Origin of the sequence: Aeromonas sp. RU39B (assembly GCF_900156095.1) — a bacterium.
Lineage (GTDB): Bacteria > Pseudomonadota > Gammaproteobacteria > Enterobacterales > Aeromonadaceae > Aeromonas.
The window spans coordinates 210,358-228,932 of record NZ_FTMJ01000004.1 but is presented as its reverse complement, the minus strand read 5'-3'; the positions used below and the strand labels follow the sequence as shown (position 1 = coordinate 228,932).

General features: G+C 58.2%; 16 protein-coding genes and 1 pseudogene. 8 read left to right on the top strand and 9 right to left on the bottom strand.

Translation table 11 applies throughout. From position 1 onward, the window contains the following. Positions 1-282 precede the first annotated feature (282 nt). A complete protein-coding gene (locus BW958_RS08470) occupies positions 283-1,209 on the top strand; it encodes an HNH endonuclease (RefSeq protein WP_076575293.1) in 927 nt (308 codons plus the stop codon). Positions 1,210-1,215: 6 nt separating this feature from the next. Here BW958_RS08470 and BW958_RS08465 read toward each other — a convergent pair. The 6 genes and pseudogenes from BW958_RS08465 to cysG form a co-directional block, all read right to left on the bottom strand. Continuing rightward, a pseudogene (locus BW958_RS08465) lies at positions 1,216-1,458 on the bottom strand (IS256 family transposase); the annotation flags it as partial. A 528-nt stretch (positions 1,459-1,986) separates the two neighbouring features. After that, complete coding sequence (gene cysC / locus BW958_RS08460; protein WP_076575292.1) at positions 1,987-2,580, bottom strand: adenylyl-sulfate kinase; 594 nt, start codon at positions 2,578-2,580, stop codon at positions 1,987-1,989. Between the two features lie 10 nt (positions 2,581-2,590). After that, positions 2,591-4,315: an SLC13 family permease gene (locus BW958_RS08455; protein WP_076575291.1), complete on the bottom strand. Its 1,725-nt coding sequence runs from the start codon at positions 4,313-4,315 to the stop codon at positions 2,591-2,593. 3 nt (positions 4,316-4,318) lie between these two features. Further along, on the bottom strand, positions 4,319-5,734 hold the full coding sequence (gene cysN, locus BW958_RS08450) for a sulfate adenylyltransferase subunit CysN (RefSeq protein WP_076575290.1): 1,416 nt from the start codon (positions 5,732-5,734) through the stop codon (positions 4,319-4,321). 9 nt (positions 5,735-5,743) lie between these two features. Continuing rightward, a complete protein-coding gene (gene cysD / locus BW958_RS08445; protein WP_256701937.1) occupies positions 5,744-6,697 on the bottom strand; it encodes a sulfate adenylyltransferase subunit CysD in 954 nt (317 codons plus the stop codon). 5 nt (positions 6,698-6,702) lie between these two features. After that, positions 6,703-8,109 carry a siroheme synthase CysG gene (cysG, locus tag BW958_RS08440; RefSeq protein ID WP_076575288.1) on the bottom strand — a complete coding sequence of 469 codons (1,407 nt, stop codon included), beginning with the start codon at positions 8,107-8,109 and terminating at the stop codon, positions 6,703-6,705. A gap of 565 nt (positions 8,110-8,674) precedes the next feature. Here cysG and BW958_RS08435 point away from each other — a divergent pair. Further along, on the top strand, positions 8,675-9,610 hold the full coding sequence (locus BW958_RS08435; protein WP_076575287.1) for an SPFH domain-containing protein: 936 nt from the start codon (positions 8,675-8,677) through the stop codon (positions 9,608-9,610). After that, entirely contained in the window at positions 9,607-10,068 is a 462-nt protein-coding gene (locus tag BW958_RS08430) for an NfeD family protein (protein ID WP_076575286.1), read from the top strand. Before BW958_RS08435 ends, BW958_RS08430 begins: the two co-directional genes overlap by 4 nt. Before the next feature lie 3 nt (positions 10,069-10,071). Here the strand turns inward: BW958_RS08430 and BW958_RS08425 are convergent, their stop codons facing one another. Continuing rightward, on the bottom strand, positions 10,072-10,488 hold the full coding sequence (locus BW958_RS08425; protein WP_076575285.1) for a CBS domain-containing protein: 417 nt from the start codon (positions 10,486-10,488) through the stop codon (positions 10,072-10,074). Positions 10,489-10,652: 164 nt separating this feature from the next. Here BW958_RS08425 and BW958_RS08420 point away from each other — a divergent pair, with 164 nt between their 5' ends. From BW958_RS08420 to BW958_RS08410, 3 genes are all read left to right on the top strand, one after another. Next, positions 10,653-12,569: an ABC transporter ATP-binding protein gene (locus tag BW958_RS08420; RefSeq protein WP_076575284.1), complete on the top strand. Its 1,917-nt coding sequence runs from the start codon at positions 10,653-10,655 to the stop codon at positions 12,567-12,569. Positions 12,570-12,657: 88 nt separating this feature from the next. Next, positions 12,658-13,515 (top strand): 23S rRNA (adenine(2030)-N(6))-methyltransferase RlmJ, encoded by an 858-nt coding sequence (locus BW958_RS08415; RefSeq protein WP_076575283.1) that lies wholly within the window; start codon positions 12,658-12,660, stop codon positions 13,513-13,515. 160 nt (positions 13,516-13,675) lie between these two features. After that, positions 13,676-14,038 carry a DUF2061 domain-containing protein gene (locus BW958_RS08410; protein WP_076575282.1) on the top strand — a complete coding sequence of 121 codons (363 nt, stop codon included), beginning with the start codon at positions 13,676-13,678 and terminating at the stop codon, positions 14,036-14,038. On the opposite strand, the gene BW958_RS08405 is transcribed toward BW958_RS08410, so the two are convergent. Next, positions 14,035-15,294 (bottom strand): mechanosensitive ion channel family protein, encoded by a 1,260-nt coding sequence (locus tag BW958_RS08405; RefSeq protein WP_076575281.1) that lies wholly within the window; start codon positions 15,292-15,294, stop codon positions 14,035-14,037. The two genes, BW958_RS08410 and BW958_RS08405, sit on opposite strands and share 4 nt — an antisense overlap. A 155-nt stretch (positions 15,295-15,449) precedes the next feature. On the opposite strand from BW958_RS08405, the gene BW958_RS08400 reads away from it, so the two are divergent. After that, positions 15,450-16,070, top strand: a complete 621-nt coding sequence (locus tag BW958_RS08400; protein WP_076575280.1) for a lysozyme inhibitor LprI family protein — start codon at positions 15,450-15,452, stop codon at positions 16,068-16,070. Between the two features lie 2 nt (positions 16,071-16,072). Here the strand turns inward: BW958_RS08400 and BW958_RS08395 are convergent, their stop codons facing one another. Further along, on the bottom strand, positions 16,073-17,086 hold the full coding sequence (locus tag BW958_RS08395; RefSeq protein WP_218641749.1) for a DUF2891 domain-containing protein: 1,014 nt from the start codon (positions 17,084-17,086) through the stop codon (positions 16,073-16,075). 263 nt (positions 17,087-17,349) lie between these two features. Between BW958_RS08395 and BW958_RS08390 the strand changes: the two genes are divergently transcribed. Next, complete coding sequence (locus BW958_RS08390; protein WP_076575377.1) at positions 17,350-18,420, top strand: GGDEF domain-containing protein; 1,071 nt, start codon at positions 17,350-17,352, stop codon at positions 18,418-18,420. The last annotated feature ends 155 nt before the right edge of the window (positions 18,421-18,575 follow it).

Here is an 18,575-nt window from a genome sequence, read left to right as displayed (position 1 = left end):
TAATCTCGATTAGTTTATTGATCTTGCTCAGGAAATTTTCCTCTTCCACTTTCCTGACCCGCTCCGCTCGATATTATACCCACTTGGCAACCGTCTCATTGGAGTCAAGCCTGAGCCAGATCAGCATCACACCGCAGATAACAAGCAGCAGACTGAAAGCTGTCATTCAGGGGCGGTAGCGTTGTCTGATGTAATTGATAAGCGAGTAAAGTCAACTACGAACAACTCAAAATGGTGACTGTCCCAATTTCAGTTCATAAGCAGTAGTACATAGGAAGTATTATGCAATTATTTTTTCATGATGTAGGCATAAAAGGGGCGAATAGTGACTTCCCTAAAACAGTCTTTGGTGATGTTGCTATTGCGGATATCGTTGAACGTTGCCCTATTCATCTGCAGGCAGAAATCGAGAATGCGCTTAATAATGAATTCCCAGAAGGGTGGTGTAATGTATGGGGTGTTCCTGAAGGAGCAAAAAGTATAATTCGCCAGCTCAGTGTTGATGATGTAATGCTTCTAATAAAGACCACTGGCGGTAATGGTGAAATGCCAGCTTTATGTCACGTGAGAAGTTTTTGGAAAGAGCCATTACTTGATCTGTCAGATTTTTTATGGGGTAGTTCGCATTTCCCTTATATCTTCTTCTTTAAAACAAAACCCATTAACCTTACATGGTTTCAGTTTAAGCAAGACGTTCAATACCTGCCAAAATTTAGACCAGCGGGAAATGTCTATCGTGTAAAAAGCGATAGATTAGAAAGCTTTGGTGGCCCTGAAGGTTATGTTAAACACTTAACTCAATGTGGCTATAATATTGAGAACTCTCATAGTTTTGAAATTAGGGAAAATTCACCACAACAGGATTACGAGGAAGGTGAACGGCATGTTCGCGAATCATATTATTTCAAGAGAAATGCAAAATTAGTACAAGATGCTAAAAATAAATATGGATTCAAATGCCAAATTTGCGGATTTGATTTTGAATCTTTTTATGGTGCTGAAATAGGTTCTGGGTTTATTGAATGCCACCATAAAAACCCACTATCTGAGAAAGATGAAAACTACAAAAGCACATTAGATGATGTTTGTGTTGTCTGTTCTAATTGCCATCGCATTTTACATAGAACCAAGCCAGCAATGAAACCAGAGGAACTAATTGAACGGTTGCGCCGAACTATTGGAGCACCCACCGTTCTGAGCAAAACGTGAGGGTGTTCAATCTTCTGTGTCAGCCGAACATAGGTTAATATGATCATCCAATCTGCCGGAGAAATGGATCGATAGCCGCGACAATGTCAGATTCCAATTCTGTATGGGCAGCGTCCAGAGTTTTGATGCCTGCAACATACCGGCATATAACAGCTTGAGAAAACTATTTTCATTGGCGAAACCACCTTTGGTTTTTGTCAGTTTGCGGAATTGCCGATGGGCAGCCTCGATCGCATTGGTTGCGCGAATTGGGACACCCACCGTTCTGAGCGGCCCTTAGCGACCAACAGGCAGGCAGACAGGCAAAATCAACGCTTGGTTTTGGCTCTCGTTCTAATCCACCGAGCTGAATAAATAAGCCCAGGTGTTTGACCAAGCTCGGCACTGGTTAGTGGTGCAATGCGCTGCGCTTATTGGCACCCTACGTTCCCAACAGCACGGCTAGTGAGTGGCTGGGTAGCGGTGATAAAAGCGAGGTACCAAATTGAGGACACCCACCGTTCTGTTTGTCACGTAACGACCAAAGTACCAACAGGCATGCACAACTGGCGCACAATTTTGGTTTTCGAGCCAATCCACCGAGCTGAATAAATAAGCTCAGGCGTTTAACCAAGCACGGCTCTGGTTAGTGGTGCAATGCGCTGCGCTTATTGGCACCCTACGTTCCCGACAGCACGGCGCGTCGGTGGCTGGGTAGCGGCGATAAAAGCGAGACGGGAAAGAGATGAGTCAGGGGGCAAGCGCCCCCTGAAGATTGATGAGCGGTGCAGGCTGGGATTAGTCGAGCAGGCCGCGTTCGCGCAGCGCGCTGAGCAGCACGTCGACTAGCTCGGGCACGGATTGGCCGGAGTTGATTAAGTGCACTTCGGGCTGAAGCGGCGCTTCGTAGGCCGAATCGATACCGGTGAAGTTGCGAATTTCGCCGGCGCGGGCCTTTTTATAAAGCCCCTTGGGGTCGCGTTGTTCACATAGGGCCAGCGGCGCATCGACAAACACTTCGAGAAACTCCCCCTCCCCCAGCAGGCCACGCACCAAGTCGCGCTCTTCACGATAGGGCGAGATAAAGGCGGTGAGCACGATAAGGCCGGCATCGACCATCAGCTTGGCCACTTCACCAACCCGGCGGATATTTTCGCGCCGCGCCGCCTCATCAAAACCGAGATCGCTGCAAAGACCATGGCGCACGTTGTCGCCATCAAGCAGGTAGGTGTGCTTGCCGTGGGCGGCCAACGCCTCTTCCAGGGCGCCCGCCAAGGTCGATTTGCCCGCGCCGGAGAGGCCGGTAAACCAGAGCACCACGGGTTGCTGCCCCTTGGCACGGCTGCGGTCAGAGCGGGTAACCGCATGCGGATGCCACACGATGTTATTCATTTTGCCTCCATCAGAACGGGAAGAGCAGCGGGACCATGACGATAACACCGATGCTGTAGGCGAGCGAAACCGGCAGCGCCAGCATGAGGTAATCCTGCATCCGGTAGTTACCGGCCGAGTAGACCATCAGGTTGGTCTGATAGCCGTAGGGCAGGATAAAGCTCGAGCTCGCACCAAACAGCACCGCCAAAATAAAGGGCATGGTGGCCACGTCCATACTCAGCGCCAGCTGATAACCCATGGGAAACGCCAGCGCAGCGGCGGCGTTGTTACTCATCAGCTCGGTCAGCACCAGGGTAAACAGATAAATACCGATAAAGGCGATGATGGGGCTGGAGCCGTTAAATTCCCCCATCAGCCACTGGGCAATCACCTTGGCAAGCCCGGTCTGCTCGAGCTGATCCGACAGGGCCAGCGCCCCGCCAACCACCAGCCAGATCTCCAACGGGAAGCGGCGGCGAATCTCATCAAGGGTGAGGATGCGGGTCGCCAACAGCGCCACCAGCATGATCAGCAGCCCTTTAAACAGTGGCACGACATCGATCACCGAAGCGCCAATCACGGCAACAAAACCGGCGACCACAGCGGCGCTGCGGCGGGTATCGAGCCGGGTCGATGCTTCCAGACCGCTCACCACCAGAAACTCGCGATTCAAACTCTTGTTGCTGGCAAAGCGCGGACCGGGCGCGAGCAGCAGCACGTCACCGGCATGCAGCTCAATCTGACCGAGCCCGCCGGTTAACTGGCTTTCACCACGGCGCACTGCCAGCACCACCGCATCAAAATGGGTGCGAAACTCGGCGTCCTTGATGGTTTGCCCCACCAGACGCGAGCTGTGGCTGACAATCACCTCGACCAGATGCTGGCCGTTAAGGCGATGCTCGCCGTAAAGCTCAAGGCCGCGCATCTCCTGCAACACGCCGACGCTCTCCACATCGCCGCAAAACAGCAGCACATCCCCTTCATGCAGCTCGTGCTCCGGCTGCACCGGGCAGATCACCTGTTCGCCACGAATGATCTCGGCCAGATAGAGGCTTTTCAGGCTGCGCAGGCCATTGTCCTTGACGCTGCGACCGGCCATCGGCGAGCCGCGCCCGACCTTGGCTTCCAGAAAATAGCCGTGGGCCGGGTCAAACTCGCTCTCTTGCTCCGGCAGGCGGCGCGAGAAGATCATCACCGCAATCCAGCCGGTCAGCAGCGTGCCCGCCCCCACCATAAAGAAATCAAACATGCCCAGCGGCTTGGCGCCCATCTTCACCAGAAAGCTGTTGACGATGAGGTTGGTCGAGGTGCCGATCAGGGTCAGCACACCGCCAAAAGTGGCGGCAAAGCACATGGGCAGCAGCAGGCGCGCGGCGCTGTGCTCGGGGTTGCGTTTGACCGCGCCGAGCATAGAGGCCACCACCGCCGTGTTGTTCACAAACGCCGACAAAAAGGCGGTGGAGAACCACACCTTGGTCAGCACCTTGCCAAACGAGCCGCTGCCGATGGCGCCAGCAAACCAGCTCATCATGCGGGTCTTTTCAACGGCCAGCGACACCAGCAACAACAGCACCAGCGTCAGCAGGGAGCTGTTGGTATAGCCTGCGGTCAGGCTCTGGATATCGGCCAGACCGCACAGGTAGCTCACCATCACCGCGCCGGTGAAGAGCAGGGCCGGCCGCAGCCGGCCCTGGATCAGCAGCGCAATCAGGGCAACCAGCAAACCCAGGATCAGGGATTGTTGCCAGGTCATGCCTTACCCCTTGCTGATATCAAGCGCCTGCCAGTGCGGGAAGTGCTTGCGGATCAGAGCGTTGAGTTCGAGTTCAAACTCGCTGAAACCGGCCTTGGCGGTCTCTTCTTCCAGCGCTTGAACAATCATCCCGGCACCGACGGTGACGTTGGTCAGCCGGTCGATCAGGATAAAGCTGCCGGTATCGCGAATGTCGCGGTAAGGGTCAAACGCCACCGGTTCGGTCAGCGCCAGTTCGCACAGGCCAATCTCGTTGAGCTTGAGCTCGCTGGCGGCATGCTCTTCGAGGTTGTTGATATCAACCCGGTGACGGATCTGGGTCACTTCACCACGGCTCTTCTTGGTGGCGAGCTTGATGTCATAGCTGCGACCATGTTGCAGCGGCGCCTCACCCATCCACACGATATGGGCCAGCAGACGGCGGGAGACCGACGGCTTGTGGCTGGCCGCCACCAGCAGATCGCCACGGCTGATATCAATCTCGTCAGCCAGGGTGATGGTGATGGCCTGACCCGGCAGGGCGTGGTCCAGATCCCCATCAAAGGTGACGATGCGGGTGACGGTGCTCTCTTTGCCCGACGGCAGCACCGCCAGACGATCACCGACTTTCAGCACACCCGAAGCGAGCGTGCCGGCAAAGCCACGAAAATCGAGGTTGGGGCGGTTGACGTACTGCACCGGCAGGCGCACCGGATGGCGCTCGAGATCCTGCTCCACATCGGCGGTTTCGAGCAGGCTCAGCAGCGGCTCGCCCTGATACCAGGCCATGTTGACGCTCGGGTTAACCACGTTGTCACCGTCGAGAGCCGACACCGGCACCAGATGGATGGTTTCCACATCGAGCTGGCTGGCAAAGGCGCGGTAGTCGCGGCTGATCTCGTCAAAACGATCCTGGCTGAACTCCACCAGATCCATCTTGTTCACCGCAACCACGAACTGCTTGATGCCAAGCAGACTGGCGATGTAGCTGTGACGACGGGTCTGATCCAGCACCCCCTTGCGCGCATCAATCAGGATGATCGCCAGCTGGCAGGTTGAGGCGCCGGTCGCCATGTTCCGGGTGTACTGCTCATGGCCCGGGGTGTCGGCGATGATGAATTTGCGCTTGGCGGTGGAGAAATAGCGATACGCCACATCGATGGTGATCCCCTGCTCGCGCTCGGCTTGCAGGCCATCGACCAGCAGGGCCAGATCCAGCTTCTCACCGGTGGTGCCGAGCTTCTGGCTGTCTGATTCCAGCGCCTTGAGCTGATCTTCATAGATCTGCTGGGAGTCGTGCAGCAGGCGGCCGATCAGGGTGCTCTTGCCATCATCCACGCTGCCGCAGGTCAGAAAACGCAGCAGGCTCTTGTGTTCCTGAGCCTTGAGGTAGGCTTCGATCCCTTCGCTCTCGAGGGCGGTCTTCACATAAGAATTCATGGCAGCTCCTTAGAAATATCCCTGACGCTTCTTCTGCTCCATCGAGCCGGCCTGATCGTGGTCAATCAGTCGCCCTTGGCGCTCACTCGAGGTGGTCAGCAGCATCTCTTCGATGATCTCGGGCAGGGTGGCAGCATCGGATTCGATGGCACCGGTCAGCGGGTAGCAACCGAGGGTACGAAAACGCACCAGCTCTTCGCGCACTACGTCGTCAGGGCCGATCGGCATCCGCTCGTCATCAACCATGATCTTGATGCCGCCGCGCTCTACCACCGGGCGCATGGCCGCAAAGTAGAGCGGAACGATGTCGATCTGCTCGAGGTAGATGTATTGCCAGATGTCGAGTTCGGTCCAGTTAGAAAGCGGGAAGACGCGGATGCTCTCGCCCTTGTTGACCTGACCGTTGTAAGTGCGCCACAGCTCCGGCCGCTGGTTCTTCGGGTCCCAGCGGTGGTTGTCATCACGAAACGAATAGACCCGCTCCTTGGCACGGGACTTCTCTTCATCACGGCGGGCACCACCAAAGGCGGCATCAAAACCGTATTTGTTCAGCGCCTGCTTGAGCCCTTCGGTCTTCATGATGTCGGTGTGCTTGCCGCTACCATGCACGAACGGGTTGATGTCCATCGCCAGACCATCGGGGTTCTTGTGGACAATCAGATCGAGGCCATATTTGGCGGCGGTCTCGTCACGGAAGCGGATCATCTCCTTGAACTTCCAGTTGGTGTCCACGTGCAGCAGCGGGAAGGGGATCTTGCCCGGATAGAAGGCCTTGCGGGCCAGGTGCAGCATGACCGACGAGTCCTTGCCGATGGAGTAGAGCATCACTGGGTTTTCAAACTCGGCAGCCACTTCGCGGATGATGTGGATACTCTCCGCCTCCAGTTGCTGCAAGTGGGTCAATCTTTCGCGGTCCATGTCGGCTCCTCGGTCTCTCTTTTCACGCGTGTCTGTGCTTGTAATGAATCTCAGGCCAGCTGTACCAGCCCAAGCTCTGCCGGCTCGGCGCGCTCGCCAAACCAGGCCAGTTGTTCATGCAGGCTCACCACCTGCCCGATCACGATCAGGGACGGGCTCTCGGCCTGCGCCGCCAGAGTGCCCAGCTCAGCCAGCTGGCCAATCAGCAGGCGTTGGCGCGCCGTGGTGCCACGCTCGATGATGGCAACCGGCGTGTCGGCGCTGCGGCCGTGGGCCAGCAACTGCTGCTGGATCAATTCGCTTTTCATCAGCCCCATGTAGATGACCAGGGTCTGATTGCTGATGGCCAGCGCCTGCCAGTCGGGCTGACGCCCTTCCAGCTGGCAGTGGCCGGTGATAAAGACGGCGCTTTGGGCAAAGTCACGGTGGGTAAGCGGAATACCGGCATAAGCGGTCGCACCGGCAGCCGCCGTGATGCCGGGCACCACCGAGAAAGGCAAACCGGCAGCGGCCAGCGCCTGCAGCTCTTCACCGCCACGACCAAACATAAAGGGATCGCCCCCTTTGAGGCGCACCACACGCTGGCCCTGACGGGCGTAATCAATCAGCAGCTGGTTAATCTCGTCTTGCGGCACGCTATGGGCACCGGCTTTTTTACCCACCGGCACTAGCGTGGCGTCGCGGCGCACCAGATTGAGAATTTCGGGGGAGACCAGTTGGTCATAGAGCACCACTTCGGCCTGCTGGATCTGCTGCAATCCCTTGAGGGTGAGCAGACCGGGATCGCCCGGGCCAGCACCGACCAGCACCACTTCACCCGCCTCGCGGCCGGCTTGCTGCAATTCACTATCAAGCCACTGCTCGGCCTTATCCCACTGGTTTTGTTCAATCAGACCGCCGAGCACGTTGGAGGCGTAAGCGCGCTCCCAGAAACGGCGACGGGCCGAAAGCGAATCGAGCACCCGCTTGGCACGTTCACGAATGCGGCCAGAGAGGGTCGCCAAACCACCCAGATGGGTCGGCAGCAGGCTTTCGAGCCGCTCGCGCAGCAGTCGCACCAGCACCGGGGCACGGCCACCGCTGGAGACTGCCACCACGATGGGGCTGCGATCGATGATCGACGGAAAGATAAAACTGGAGCGCTCGGGGTCATCCACCACGTTGACAAACAGGCCGAGCTCGCTGGCTTGCTGATACACCTCGGCATTGACATCCAGCTGATCGGTAGCGGCAACGGCCAGCAGTTGGCCGCGAAGATGGGCAGGAGAAAACGGCTCGGCCAGATGGGTAAAACGACCGGCAAATTCGGCAAAGCCCTCGTCGAGCTCGGGGGCCACCAGGGTGAGACGGGCACCGGCTGCCAGCAGCAGGCGCGCTTTGCGCAGGGCCACATCCCCCCCGCCCACCAGCAGCACCGCTCGCCCTTCGAGCTTGGCAAACATCGGCAAGTAATCCATCGCACACCTCATGACATCCAGATGTTGGCACTCTAGAGGCGATTGATGGCGCATTAAAATAATAAAGAACGTTCATTTATATCTTTTGGAAATATAAAGACGAAAAGTGGCAAAACGGGATGAAAAAAATCCCCGCTGCTCCTGGAAGCAACGGGGATACATGCGGCACATCCGAGTGATTCGAAGTGCGATGTGAAAGAGGCTCCTCTTGCAAGGAAGCCTGGCGACCTTGTCGCACTGGATAATTCACATTGCGTGCCAATCTTGCCAACCTGCCCAACGCAACCCCGGATGAGGGAAACGCCCCCTTGCCCGGCGGCGCATCCGATGCCGAGGTCAAAAAAAGCGCCTGATCGGGGGTGGATCAGGCGCACAGTTTCACAACGTCCAGTTATTATCTTTCGCAGCACCATGGCATAAGCAAGAGGCGGGCCAGCGAAAAGGGCGCGCCAGCTGTGTTTCACGGGCCCAGCCTGGTGCAACTGCACAGGTTTTGGGCACCGCACTGGTCCTTTTGCCGGCAGGGGTATACCCTGCGAAATCAGGTATCCAAAGGAGTCATAGGATGAACGAGTCACTGGTTGTGCTATTCATTTTTGTCGTGCTGGTCCTGATTACCCTGGCGGCCGGTATCAAGATTGTGCCACAAGGTTTCAACTGGACCGTCGAGCGTTTTGGGCGCTACACCCGTACCCTCTCCCCCGGCCTCAACCTGCTGATCCCGTTTGTAGATCGGGTCGGTCACAAGATCAGCATGATGGAGCAGGTGCTCGATATTCCCTCCCAAGAGGTGATCTCGCGTGATAACGCCAACGTCACCATCGACGCCATCAGTTTCGTGCAGGTGGTGGAAGCGCACCGTGCGGCCTATGAGATCAACGACCTGATGAGCGCCATCCGCAATCTGGCGATGACCAATATCCGGACCGTGCTCGGCGCCATGGAGCTCGACGAGATGCTCTCCCAGCGCGATACCATCAATGAAAAACTGCTGCGCACCGTCGATGCGGCGACCGAGCCTTGGGGCGTCAAGGTGACCCGTATCGAGATCCGTGACGTGCAGCCGCCCACCGATCTGGTGGCTGCCATGAACGCCCAGATGAAAGCCGAGCGGCAAAAGCGCGCCGAGATCCTCGAAGCCGAAGGGGTGCGCCAATCCAAGATCCTCAAGGCCGAGGGGGAGAAGCAGTCGCAAATTCTCAAAGCCGAGGGTGAGCGTCAGGCCGCCTTCCTCGCCGCCGAAGCGCGCGAGCGCGCCGCAGAGGCCGAAGCCCGCGCCACCGAGATGGTCTCGCGAGCCATTGCCCAGGGCGATGTGCAGGCAGTGCACTACTTCATTGCCCAAAAATATACTGAAGCGCTGACCCGCATCGGCGAGAGCGACAACAGCAAGGTTGTCATGATGCCGCTGGAAGCGAGCCAGCTTATCGGCGCCATCGGCGGCATTGGTGAGCTGCTAAGCAAAGGCGGCTCGAAAGCACAGAGCGGTAAGTCATCATGATCGACCTCCTGCTGCAGATAACCAGCTGGCACTGGCTCGGCCTGGGTGGGGTGCTGCTGATCATGGAACTGTTCAGCGGTGCCGGTCTGTTGCTGTGGGCCGGGATTGCCGCGCTGGAAGTGGGCATCTTGCTGCTGCTCTACCCGTTTGGCTGGCAAGAGCAGTGGCTGCTGTTTGCCATTCAATCCATCGTCACCACCGGGCTGTGGTGGCGCTGGCAGCAGCAGCGTGATAACTCGCCGCGTGACGGGGCAGCCGGTCTCAACCAACGCATGCAGGGTTATCTCGGGCGGGAAGTCGAACTGCTTGATGACACCCATCAAGGGCTGAGCCGGGTGCGTCTGGATGACACGGTGTGGAGCGTCAGCTGCGAGCAGGCGCTGCCCGCCGGCAGCCGGGTGAAGATTACCGGCGCCGAATCGAGCCGCCTGCTGGTTGAAGCAGTGACAGAGGAGTAGGGGTTAGTCGCGGAAATTGCCGTGCTCGAGGCAGGCGCGCAGCAGATCCTTCCAGGTGATGATGCCGACCAGTTCACTGTTATCGAGCACCGGTAGGCAAGAGACCCCTTCGTTGAGCATCAGCGCCACGGCGCTGTGCACCGTCATGCGGGCTCCCACCGTAATAGGGTGACGGGTCATCACCTGATGCACCCGCTTATGCAGCGTGTCGCTATCGCGCGTCTGCTCTGCTTCCGATCCGAGATAGGGGCTCAGTGCCTGATAAAGATCGGTGTCGCTAAGGACGCCAACCAGCTCCTTCTCTTCTACGACCAGCAGGTGATGAAACGGTGCCTGTTCGAAGATCTCTTTGACCACCTCGAGACGATCATCCATCGAAACGGTCGCCAGTCTGGTTGTCATGATGTCTGCCACACGCATAGCTTGGTCCCATCCGAGTGATTCGTTTGCTTCTGTTTATGACAGGTTTGCGCGTCATAAACCATGCTTGAGTTCCCATATTGTGGGCCAGATGTGCAATGACGCCCCAATTAACGTAAGATTCGCCCTGTTTTTTTACCATTTGCCGGTCTCAAGAAGCCCCCATGATAGTTGCCAGTGAAGTCGAACTGATCCGCGGCGGCCGCAAGCTGCTCGATGGCGCCAGCGCCACCATCCACCCCGGCCACAAGGTCGGTCTGGTGGGCAAGAACGGGTGTGGCAAGTCCACCTTTTTTGCCCTGATCCGTGGTGAACTCTCCCTCGATGGCGGCTCGTGCAACGTGCCGTCCGGCTGGCAAATTGCCGGCGTGGCGCAGGAGACCCCGGCACTCGACTGCTCGGCGCTGGAATATGTCATCGACGGCGACCGCGAGTTTCGTGCGCTGGAAACCGAGCTGAAAGCCGCCGAGGCAGCCGACGACGGGATGAAGGTCGCCGATCTGCACGGCAAGCTCGACACCATCGGAGCCTGGAGTATTCGTGCCCGCGCCGCCGAGCTGCTGCACGGTCTGGGCTTTGGCGATGAGCAGCTGGCCTCACCGGTGCGCAGCTTCTCCGGTGGCTGGCGCATGCGTCTGAACCTTGCCCAGGCCCTGCTGTGCCGCTCCGATCTGCTGCTGCTCGATGAACCGACCAACCACCTGGATCTCGATGCGGTGATCTGGCTGGAAAAGTGGCTCAAGAGCTATCAGGGCACGCTGGTGCTTATCTCCCACGACCGGGATTTCCTCGATGCCGTGGTTGGCCGCATCATCCATATCGAGAACGGCAAGCTGAACGAATACACCGGCGGTTACTCCGATTTTGAACTGCAGCGCGCCGAACAGCTGGCCCAGCAGCAGTCCATGTATGAAAAGCAGCAGCGTGAGATGTCGCACATGCAGGCCTATGTGGACCGTTTCCGCTACAAGGCCTCCAAGGCGCGTCAGGCGCAAAGCCGCCTCAAGGCGATGGAGCGCATGGAAAAAATCCTGCCCGCCCACGCCGATTCGGAATTCAGCTTCGAGTTTCGTGACCCGACCGCCCTGCCCACACCGCTGATCGCGATGGAAAACTTAAGCGCCGGTTACGGCGACAAGGTGATCCTCGAGAAGATCAAACTCAATCTGGTGCCGGGTTCGCGCATTGGTCTGCTCGGTCGCAACGGCGCCGGTAAATCGACCTTTATCAAGATGCTGGCTGGCTCGAATCCGCCACTTTCCGGCAAGCTTGAAGTGAGCGCCGGGGTGAGCATCGGTTACTTTGCCCAGCATCAGCTGGAAACCCTGCGCCCGGATGACTCGCCGCTCGATCACTTGGTGCGTCTCGCGCCGGACAAACCCGAGCAGGAGCTGCGCAACTATCTTGGCAGCTTCGGCTTTCACGGCGACAAGGCGCTCGACAAGGTCGCACCGTTCTCCGGCGGTGAAAAGGCGCGGCTGGTGCTGGCCCTGATCACCTGGCAGCGCCCCAACCTGCTGCTGCTCGATGAACCGACCAACCACCTCGATCTCGAGATGCGCCACGCCCTGACCCTGGCTCTGCAGGGGTTTGAAGGAGCCATGGTGGTGGTCTCGCACGACCGTCACCTGCTGCGCACCACCACCGATGATTTCTATCTGGTGCACGGCGGCCGGGTCGAGCAGTTTGATGGCGATCTGGATGATTACCACAAGTGGCTAAACGAACAGGAAAAAGAGGCCAACGCCAAACCGGCGGATGCGCCGCTGTCGGCCAACTCGGCGCTGGCGCGTAAAGATCAAAAACGCCGCGAAGCCGAATTTCGTCAGCAGACTCGCCCACTGCGCCAGAAGCTTGAAAAGCTCGAAGCCAGTATGGACAAGCTGCAGACCAAGCTGGCAGCGGTCGAAGAGCAACTGGCCGATCCGGCCATCTATGAAGAGAGCGCCAAGGGCAAACTCTCCGAGTTGCTAAAATCCCAGGGGCCGCTTAAAGAGGAGCTCGAAGGGGTGGAGCTCGAGTGGATGAGCCTATCCGAAGAGCTCGAAACCATGGAGCAGGCGTTCGCTGCCGAGTCGTAATGCTGATGGGCAGGGCCAGCGCCCTGCCCGCTACGCTACTTTAGTTTGCCTGATTAACCCGCGCCAGCGGCGCACGAGAACAACACCCATGCTGAGCTATCGCCACGCCTTTCACGCCGGCAACCATGCCGATGTCCTCAAACACGCCGTGCAGGCACTGATCCTCGCGAGCCTGAAAAAGAAGGACAAACCCTTTATCGTGCTCGACACCCACGCCGGTGGCGGTCTGTATGACCTGCGTGGCGAGTGGTCGCAGAAAAAGGCTGAATATCAGGACGGCATCGCCCGTCTGTGGGGCGAGCAAGCCAACTGGGCCGCCATCGATGACTATCTGGCCACCGTGCGCGCCATGAATGATGACGGCGCCCTGACCTTCTACCCCGGCTCCCCCGAGCTGTCACGCCGCTTGACCCGCGAGCAGGACAAAGTGGTGCTGATGGAGCTGCACAACAACGAAGTGGAGTCGCTGCGCGGCAATATGCAGGGCGATCCGCGTGTCACCCTGCACCACCGCGACGGCTTCGAGGGATTGGTGGCGCTGCTGCCCCCCACCCCGCGCCGTGGTCTGGTGCTGATCGACCCGCCCTATGAGCTCAAAGAGGACTATTTCCGGGTGGTCGATACCCTGAAAAAGGCCCAGAAGCGCTGGGCGACCGGCATCTACGCCATCTGGTATCCGATCCTGGGACGCGAAGCCGATCGCTCGCGCGATATGCTTAACGCCATCGCCAAAGCGGGTCTCGGTGACGTCTTGGTGGCCGAGCTGGAAGTGGCTGGACAAACCCCGGACTGGGGGATGAACGGCTCGGGCATGGTGATAGTGAGCCCGCCGTGGCAGCTCGACGAACAGATCGAAACATTCCTCAAACCCCTGTGCAGCAAACTGGCCCAAGGCCCCGGAGCTCAATTCCGGGTCGAGTGGCTAAGCCGCAAAGAAGCAGAGTAAGCCTATCCTTCGGGGCATTGTGCCCCGAAGACCCGCCCCCAGCGCGTTCGTCTTACCCCATTGATAGCTCACGCCAACTAACGCCATAGATGAGAATAGATATCAATTACTCATCTACCATGGCACAGTGCAGGCATGTTGCATCAGGGGAAGACCCACCATGACCAAGACCCTCAGCTTTGCCGCCATCCACTTCTCAGTGGCCTTTACCCTGGCCTGGCTGCTGACCGGCGAGATTCTGCTGGCCAGCCTGATCGCCCTGATTGAGCCGATGGTCAACACGGCGGCGTTTTATCTGCATGACAAGCTGTGGCTGTGGCGCAAACCCGATCACAGCCTGCATGCCAAAACCAGCAGCTTTGCCGTGGTGCATTTCACCGTTGCCTTTAGCGTCGCCTGGCTGCTTAGTGGCGAGTGGCTCACTGGCGGCGTGATGGCCTTGATTGAGCCTGGCATCAACACCGTCGCCTTCTTCTTTCATGAAAAAGCGTGGCGCCAACGCCAGGCCTTGGTGGCTGCCTAAATCGGCGTCTCAGCGCTCTGCGGCCGCCAACCGTGCATGTCATAGCCAGTGGGGGATTGGTGCAACCGCAAGTGGAACTGACTAATCACCGCCACCACATGATCGAAGATATCCGCCTGAATCGACTCGTATTCGGCCCAGGCGGTGGTGGTAGTAAAGCAGTAGATCTCCAGTGGCAGGCCATCACTGGTCGGATTGAGCTGGCGCACCAACAAGGTCATATCTTTTCTGATTTGTTCATGAGCCTGTAGATAGGCCTGCAGGTAGGCGCGAAACGTACCGATGTTGGTGAGATAACGCCCGTTGATGGGGTTATCCAGCGCTTCGGTCAATCGCTGGTTGTACAGGCTAAGCTCTTGCTCTTTGCGGCTCAGATAAGGGGCCAGCAAGCGCGCCTGCTTGAGCGTCAGGATCTCCTCCTGAGTGAGAAAACGCACGCTGGTCATGTCGATATTGACGCTGCGTTTGATGCGCCGCCCGCCCGACTCGGTCATCCCCTGCCAGTTCTTAAACGAGTCAGAAATCAGGGCATAGGTGGGAATGGTGGTGATGGTTTTATCCCAATTTGACACCTTGACCGTGGTCAGGCCGATATCGATCACCTCACCATCGGCGCCATATTTATCCATCTGTAGCCAGTCGCCGACACTGAGCATCTGGTTGGCCGAGAGCTGAATGCCTGCCACCAGCCCGAGGATCGGATCTTTGAACACCAGCATCAGTACGGCCGTCATGGCACCGAGGCCGCTAAACAGGAACCAGGGCGATTTACCGACCAGCATGGAGAGCATCAAGATGCCAACCATGATGCTGCCCGCCAGCTTCACCCCCTGGAAAATACCGCGCAGCGGCAGGCTGCTGGCCATGCTGGAGCGGCGGCTGAAAAAAAGCAGCGCATCGAGCAGTGAAAACAGGAACAGCAACACGCAGAGCAGGATCGACAACTGGGTCGCCATCACGATCACCGACAAGCTTTGCGAGCCGGCAGGCAGCCAGATCTCCGCCTGTCCAAGCAGCACCAACCCTTGCAGTACATAGGCCAGTCGGTTGAACAGCTTCTTTTGCAAACCGGTGGGTAACCACACCTGGCGACTCTGCGCGAGCATGGCCAACAGCCGCACCAACAGATAACGGTGCAGCAGCAGATGGAGCAGGCAGAAGGTCAGCAGGATAAATCCAAGGGCAATTGAGAGCCCGAGCAGACCGGTTACTTCGACCCCCTGCGCGCTCAACCAGGAAAACAGATTCTCTTTCATCGGCACCTCCTTGATACCCCTACCCTAACAGAGCCACCCTGACAAACCATGAACAGGCTCCGCCACCCTCTGGCGCAGCGGCGCAGCGCGCTACGTGCAGTAAACCCCGCTGCGTGGTGTAGTAGAGGCCCTTCGCACTTTACGAGGAGAGTCCCATGAACCGTTCATCCTGTGTGCGTCTGTCTCTGGCACTGCTTACCAGCCTGCCCCTGTGGGTCCATGCAGCCCCCTCTTTTGATTGCAGCAAGGCCAGCGGCGCCGTCGAAACCCTGATCTGCAACGACCCGGCGCTGGCCGAACTCGACAACCGCCTGACGGCCCTCTATCCCAAGGCCGTGGCCGATTTTCCCACCGAGGATGTGCAAAAAGAGCAGGCGCTACAGCGCGGCTGGCTCGCAGGGCGCAACCAGTGCGCGAAAGCCGATGATGTGCGCGGCTGCGTGCAGCAAAGCTATCGCCAGCGCATCAGCGAATTGCAGATCAAAGGGGGCGAGACCATGGTGCCCTCGCCCGTCAGTTACCGCTGTGAACACGCGGTGAGCCTTGATGTCTACTACTACGACCAGACCGAACTGCCCAGTGCTGTCATCAATCTGAGCGAGGACGGCTTGCATCTGCAGGAGATGGCCTATGCCGATTCGCCTGCCAGCCAGCAGACAGATCGCTCCTACGTTGGGCGCAACCTCAATCTGCTGCGCGCCAAAGAGGGGGTCACTCTGGAGCGTGATGGCCAGCCGCCGCTGCAGTGCCAGCCACAAGCTGGCAGCAGCGAATAAGCCTATGCCTCCAGCGCCAGCAGCGCGAAGGTCGCAAGCCAGTGCTCACCCATGTAATCACCCGCCAGATGCGTAAGCGCCGCCGCAAGGTGGCGCTCGGCATTGGCAAGCAGCAGATCGTGGCGCGAGTCAGCCTCAGGCAGTGCCCGCGCCAGCGAACGTAAACACCAGGCTCGGCTCAAATTCAGCCCATCGAGATGGGCAATCTTGCCATCACTGCGATCGCTAACGGATGCCGGTGTAAACAGGGTGGCCGGCTCGCCGCTTGCCAGCGCTGGCAAAAACGCCGAGAGCCAGGGCTCGAAACGATCCGCTGGCAGCACCCGGCGCATCAACTCGGCCTCCATCAGGGAGGGCGAGAGAAACTCATCCCCCGAGGGCTCCCACGCCTGACACGCCACATCCTGCAGATGCCAACGCTCGGCACACTCGGTTATCTCACGCGCCAGTGCGGCAAACCCCATCGACTGGCAATAGGGCAGGGCCAGCGCCAACGCAAAGGCGGTGTTGAAGTGAGTGCCGACCCGCACCGGATAGGTCGCCTTGGGCAAAAAGGCAGCCAGCAGGCCCAGCAGCCGGTTCGCAAGCGGCGCCAACACGGCGGCATGGTCGCGCAAGGGCGCCTCCGGGGATTGCGCCAGCTCCCCATGCAGCGCCAACAACCAGGCCCAACCATAAGGACGCTCAAAGCGCTGGTGCAGCGGATGATCGAAGTAAGCCAGCTCACCAGCCACCTTGGTATCGGTAAAGTGCTCGGCCATCACCGCCAGGATGGCAGGGCGCTCGGGCAAATCGGGAAAGCGCCCCAGCAGACGGGCCAGCAACCAGTAGCCGTGCACACAGGAGTGCCAGTCGTAGCTGCCATAGAAAATCGGGTGCAGTTGGCGGGGCTCGGCCAACTCATCGCCATGTTGCAGCGCCAGCACCAGCTCGTTGGGGTATTCGCGGGTCAAATGTGAAAGAGCTAGGCGCGCAAAACGGCTGGCTAACTCTTGGGTCAGGCGGGTTTCCATCATACCTCCATCTTCCTGATAGACCCTGTCAGAAGACGGCAAAACGAGCGCGAACACAAGCGACCTTGCCACAAGGCGGTGCTCAGCGACACGACGGGCTCAAGAGACATGCCTCACTTGAGGCATACCCGAATGGGGGCAATTACTTTATTGCGACACCATTGCGTGCTTAACATCACGAAATTAACGTGGCAGAAGGTGTCACGACTTTCCCGTCCGACATGCAAGGAACACGCTCGATGCCGCCTGTGGAACGCTCTGTGACAATGAATCGGCTCTCATTGTTGCCTCCCTCACTGTTTGACCCCCTTCCCGGATTTCAGGTCTGGTATCGCTCCATTAAAGTGGTGCAGATCCGCTACAGCGCCTTCATTACCGCATTGCTTTACCCCTGTTATGGTTTGATCGAAGCGAGCATGGATCTAGCGCCGCTGCAGGTGTGGTTTCATATTGCGGTAGTCCCGCTGACCCTGCTGCTGATCGCCATCCTCAGTTTTTCACGCCGTCTGCACAACGTCATGTATGCGCTCTTGATGGTGATCCCCTGTGCCGCGCCGCTGTTCAGTCTTTATATCAACTTGCAAACCCCGCTCAGCCCTTACTTCGTGCCTGAGCTCTACCTGAATCTGCTATGGACCTTTGTCATCTCGGTGCTGCCGCTTGGCTGTGCGTTTATCACCGCCACCAGCACGCTGCTCGGAGCACTGATACTGATTGAACTCAGGGGTACCCCGGATCAGTTTCTCTTGCTCAATCTGCTGTGGACGGGGTCGGCCTATCTGTTTGGTCTGGTAGGGGCTGTGGTGCTGGAACAAGCCTACCGGGCCTTGTTCCAACAACAACGCCTGCTGGAGCACAGCGCCAGTACCGACAGTCTGACAACCCTGTGGAACCGGGAAAAGATGGGGCAGCTCTTTGACCAGGTGACGAGCGTCGACCCGGTCGGGATTCACCCGGTATCGGTGATCATGCTCGACATCGATCACTTCAAACAGGTGAACGATCAACACGGCCATGCCGTCGGTGATCACGTGCTGAGCAGTTTTGCCAACCTGTTACGCCTGAATGTGCGCCAACATGATCAGGTTGGACGCATTGGCGGCGAGGAGTTCTTCATTTTGCTGCCGGACACGGATGAGCATCGAGCCCATGTGCTGGCCAGTCATCTGCAAAGCCGCATCAACGGCTTCGAATTTGAACGGGTCGGCCATAAAAGTGCCAGTTTCGGCATCGCCCAATATCGTCCCCATGAGACGCTCGCCCAATTATTGAGCCGGGCGGATCAAGCGCTCTATCGCGCCAAAGCCAATGGTCGTAATCGCATCGAGGTTGGCTGAGTACCCTGCGCAACAACAAAAAAAAAGCCCGGCGTGGGCCGGGCGAACGTTGCTGCTACTTGGGTAGTGCAGGGTGGATATTCCTCATTGACGTCATCATATGAGAAGTGACCGGCAGCAAACCAACCGATTATTCCGGCAAAGGCAATCTGCTT

Coding starts and splice junctions, on each gene's coding strand:
- BW958_RS08470 (WP_076575293.1), top strand. CDS start 283: ATGCAATTATTTTTTCATGATGTAGGCATAAAAGGGGCGAATAGTGAC.
- cysC (WP_076575292.1), bottom strand. CDS start 2,580: ATGAATAACATCGTGTGGCATCCGCATGCGGTTACCCGCTCTGACCGC.
- BW958_RS08455 (WP_076575291.1), bottom strand. CDS start 4,315: ATGACCTGGCAACAATCCCTGATCCTGGGTTTGCTGGTTGCCCTGATT.
- cysN (WP_076575290.1), bottom strand. CDS start 5,734: ATGAATTCTTATGTGAAGACCGCCCTCGAGAGCGAAGGGATCGAAGCC.
- cysG (WP_076575288.1), bottom strand. CDS start 8,109: ATGGATTACTTGCCGATGTTTGCCAAGCTCGAAGGGCGAGCGGTGCTG.
- BW958_RS08435 (WP_076575287.1), top strand. CDS start 8,675: ATGAACGAGTCACTGGTTGTGCTATTCATTTTTGTCGTGCTGGTCCTG.
- BW958_RS08430 (WP_076575286.1), top strand. CDS start 9,607: ATGATCGACCTCCTGCTGCAGATAACCAGCTGGCACTGGCTCGGCCTG.
- BW958_RS08425 (WP_076575285.1), bottom strand. CDS start 10,488: ATGCGTGTGGCAGACATCATGACAACCAGACTGGCGACCGTTTCGATG.
- BW958_RS08420 (WP_076575284.1), top strand. CDS start 10,653: ATGATAGTTGCCAGTGAAGTCGAACTGATCCGCGGCGGCCGCAAGCTG.
- BW958_RS08415 (WP_076575283.1), top strand. CDS start 12,658: ATGCTGAGCTATCGCCACGCCTTTCACGCCGGCAACCATGCCGATGTC.
- BW958_RS08410 (WP_076575282.1), top strand. CDS start 13,676: ATGACCAAGACCCTCAGCTTTGCCGCCATCCACTTCTCAGTGGCCTTT.
- BW958_RS08405 (WP_076575281.1), bottom strand. CDS start 15,294: ATGAAAGAGAATCTGTTTTCCTGGTTGAGCGCGCAGGGGGTCGAAGTA.
- BW958_RS08400 (WP_076575280.1), top strand. CDS start 15,450: ATGAACCGTTCATCCTGTGTGCGTCTGTCTCTGGCACTGCTTACCAGC.
- BW958_RS08395 (WP_218641749.1), bottom strand. CDS start 17,086: ATGATGGAAACCCGCCTGACCCAAGAGTTAGCCAGCCGTTTTGCGCGC.
- BW958_RS08390 (WP_076575377.1), top strand. CDS start 17,350: ATGAATCGGCTCTCATTGTTGCCTCCCTCACTGTTTGACCCCCTTCCC.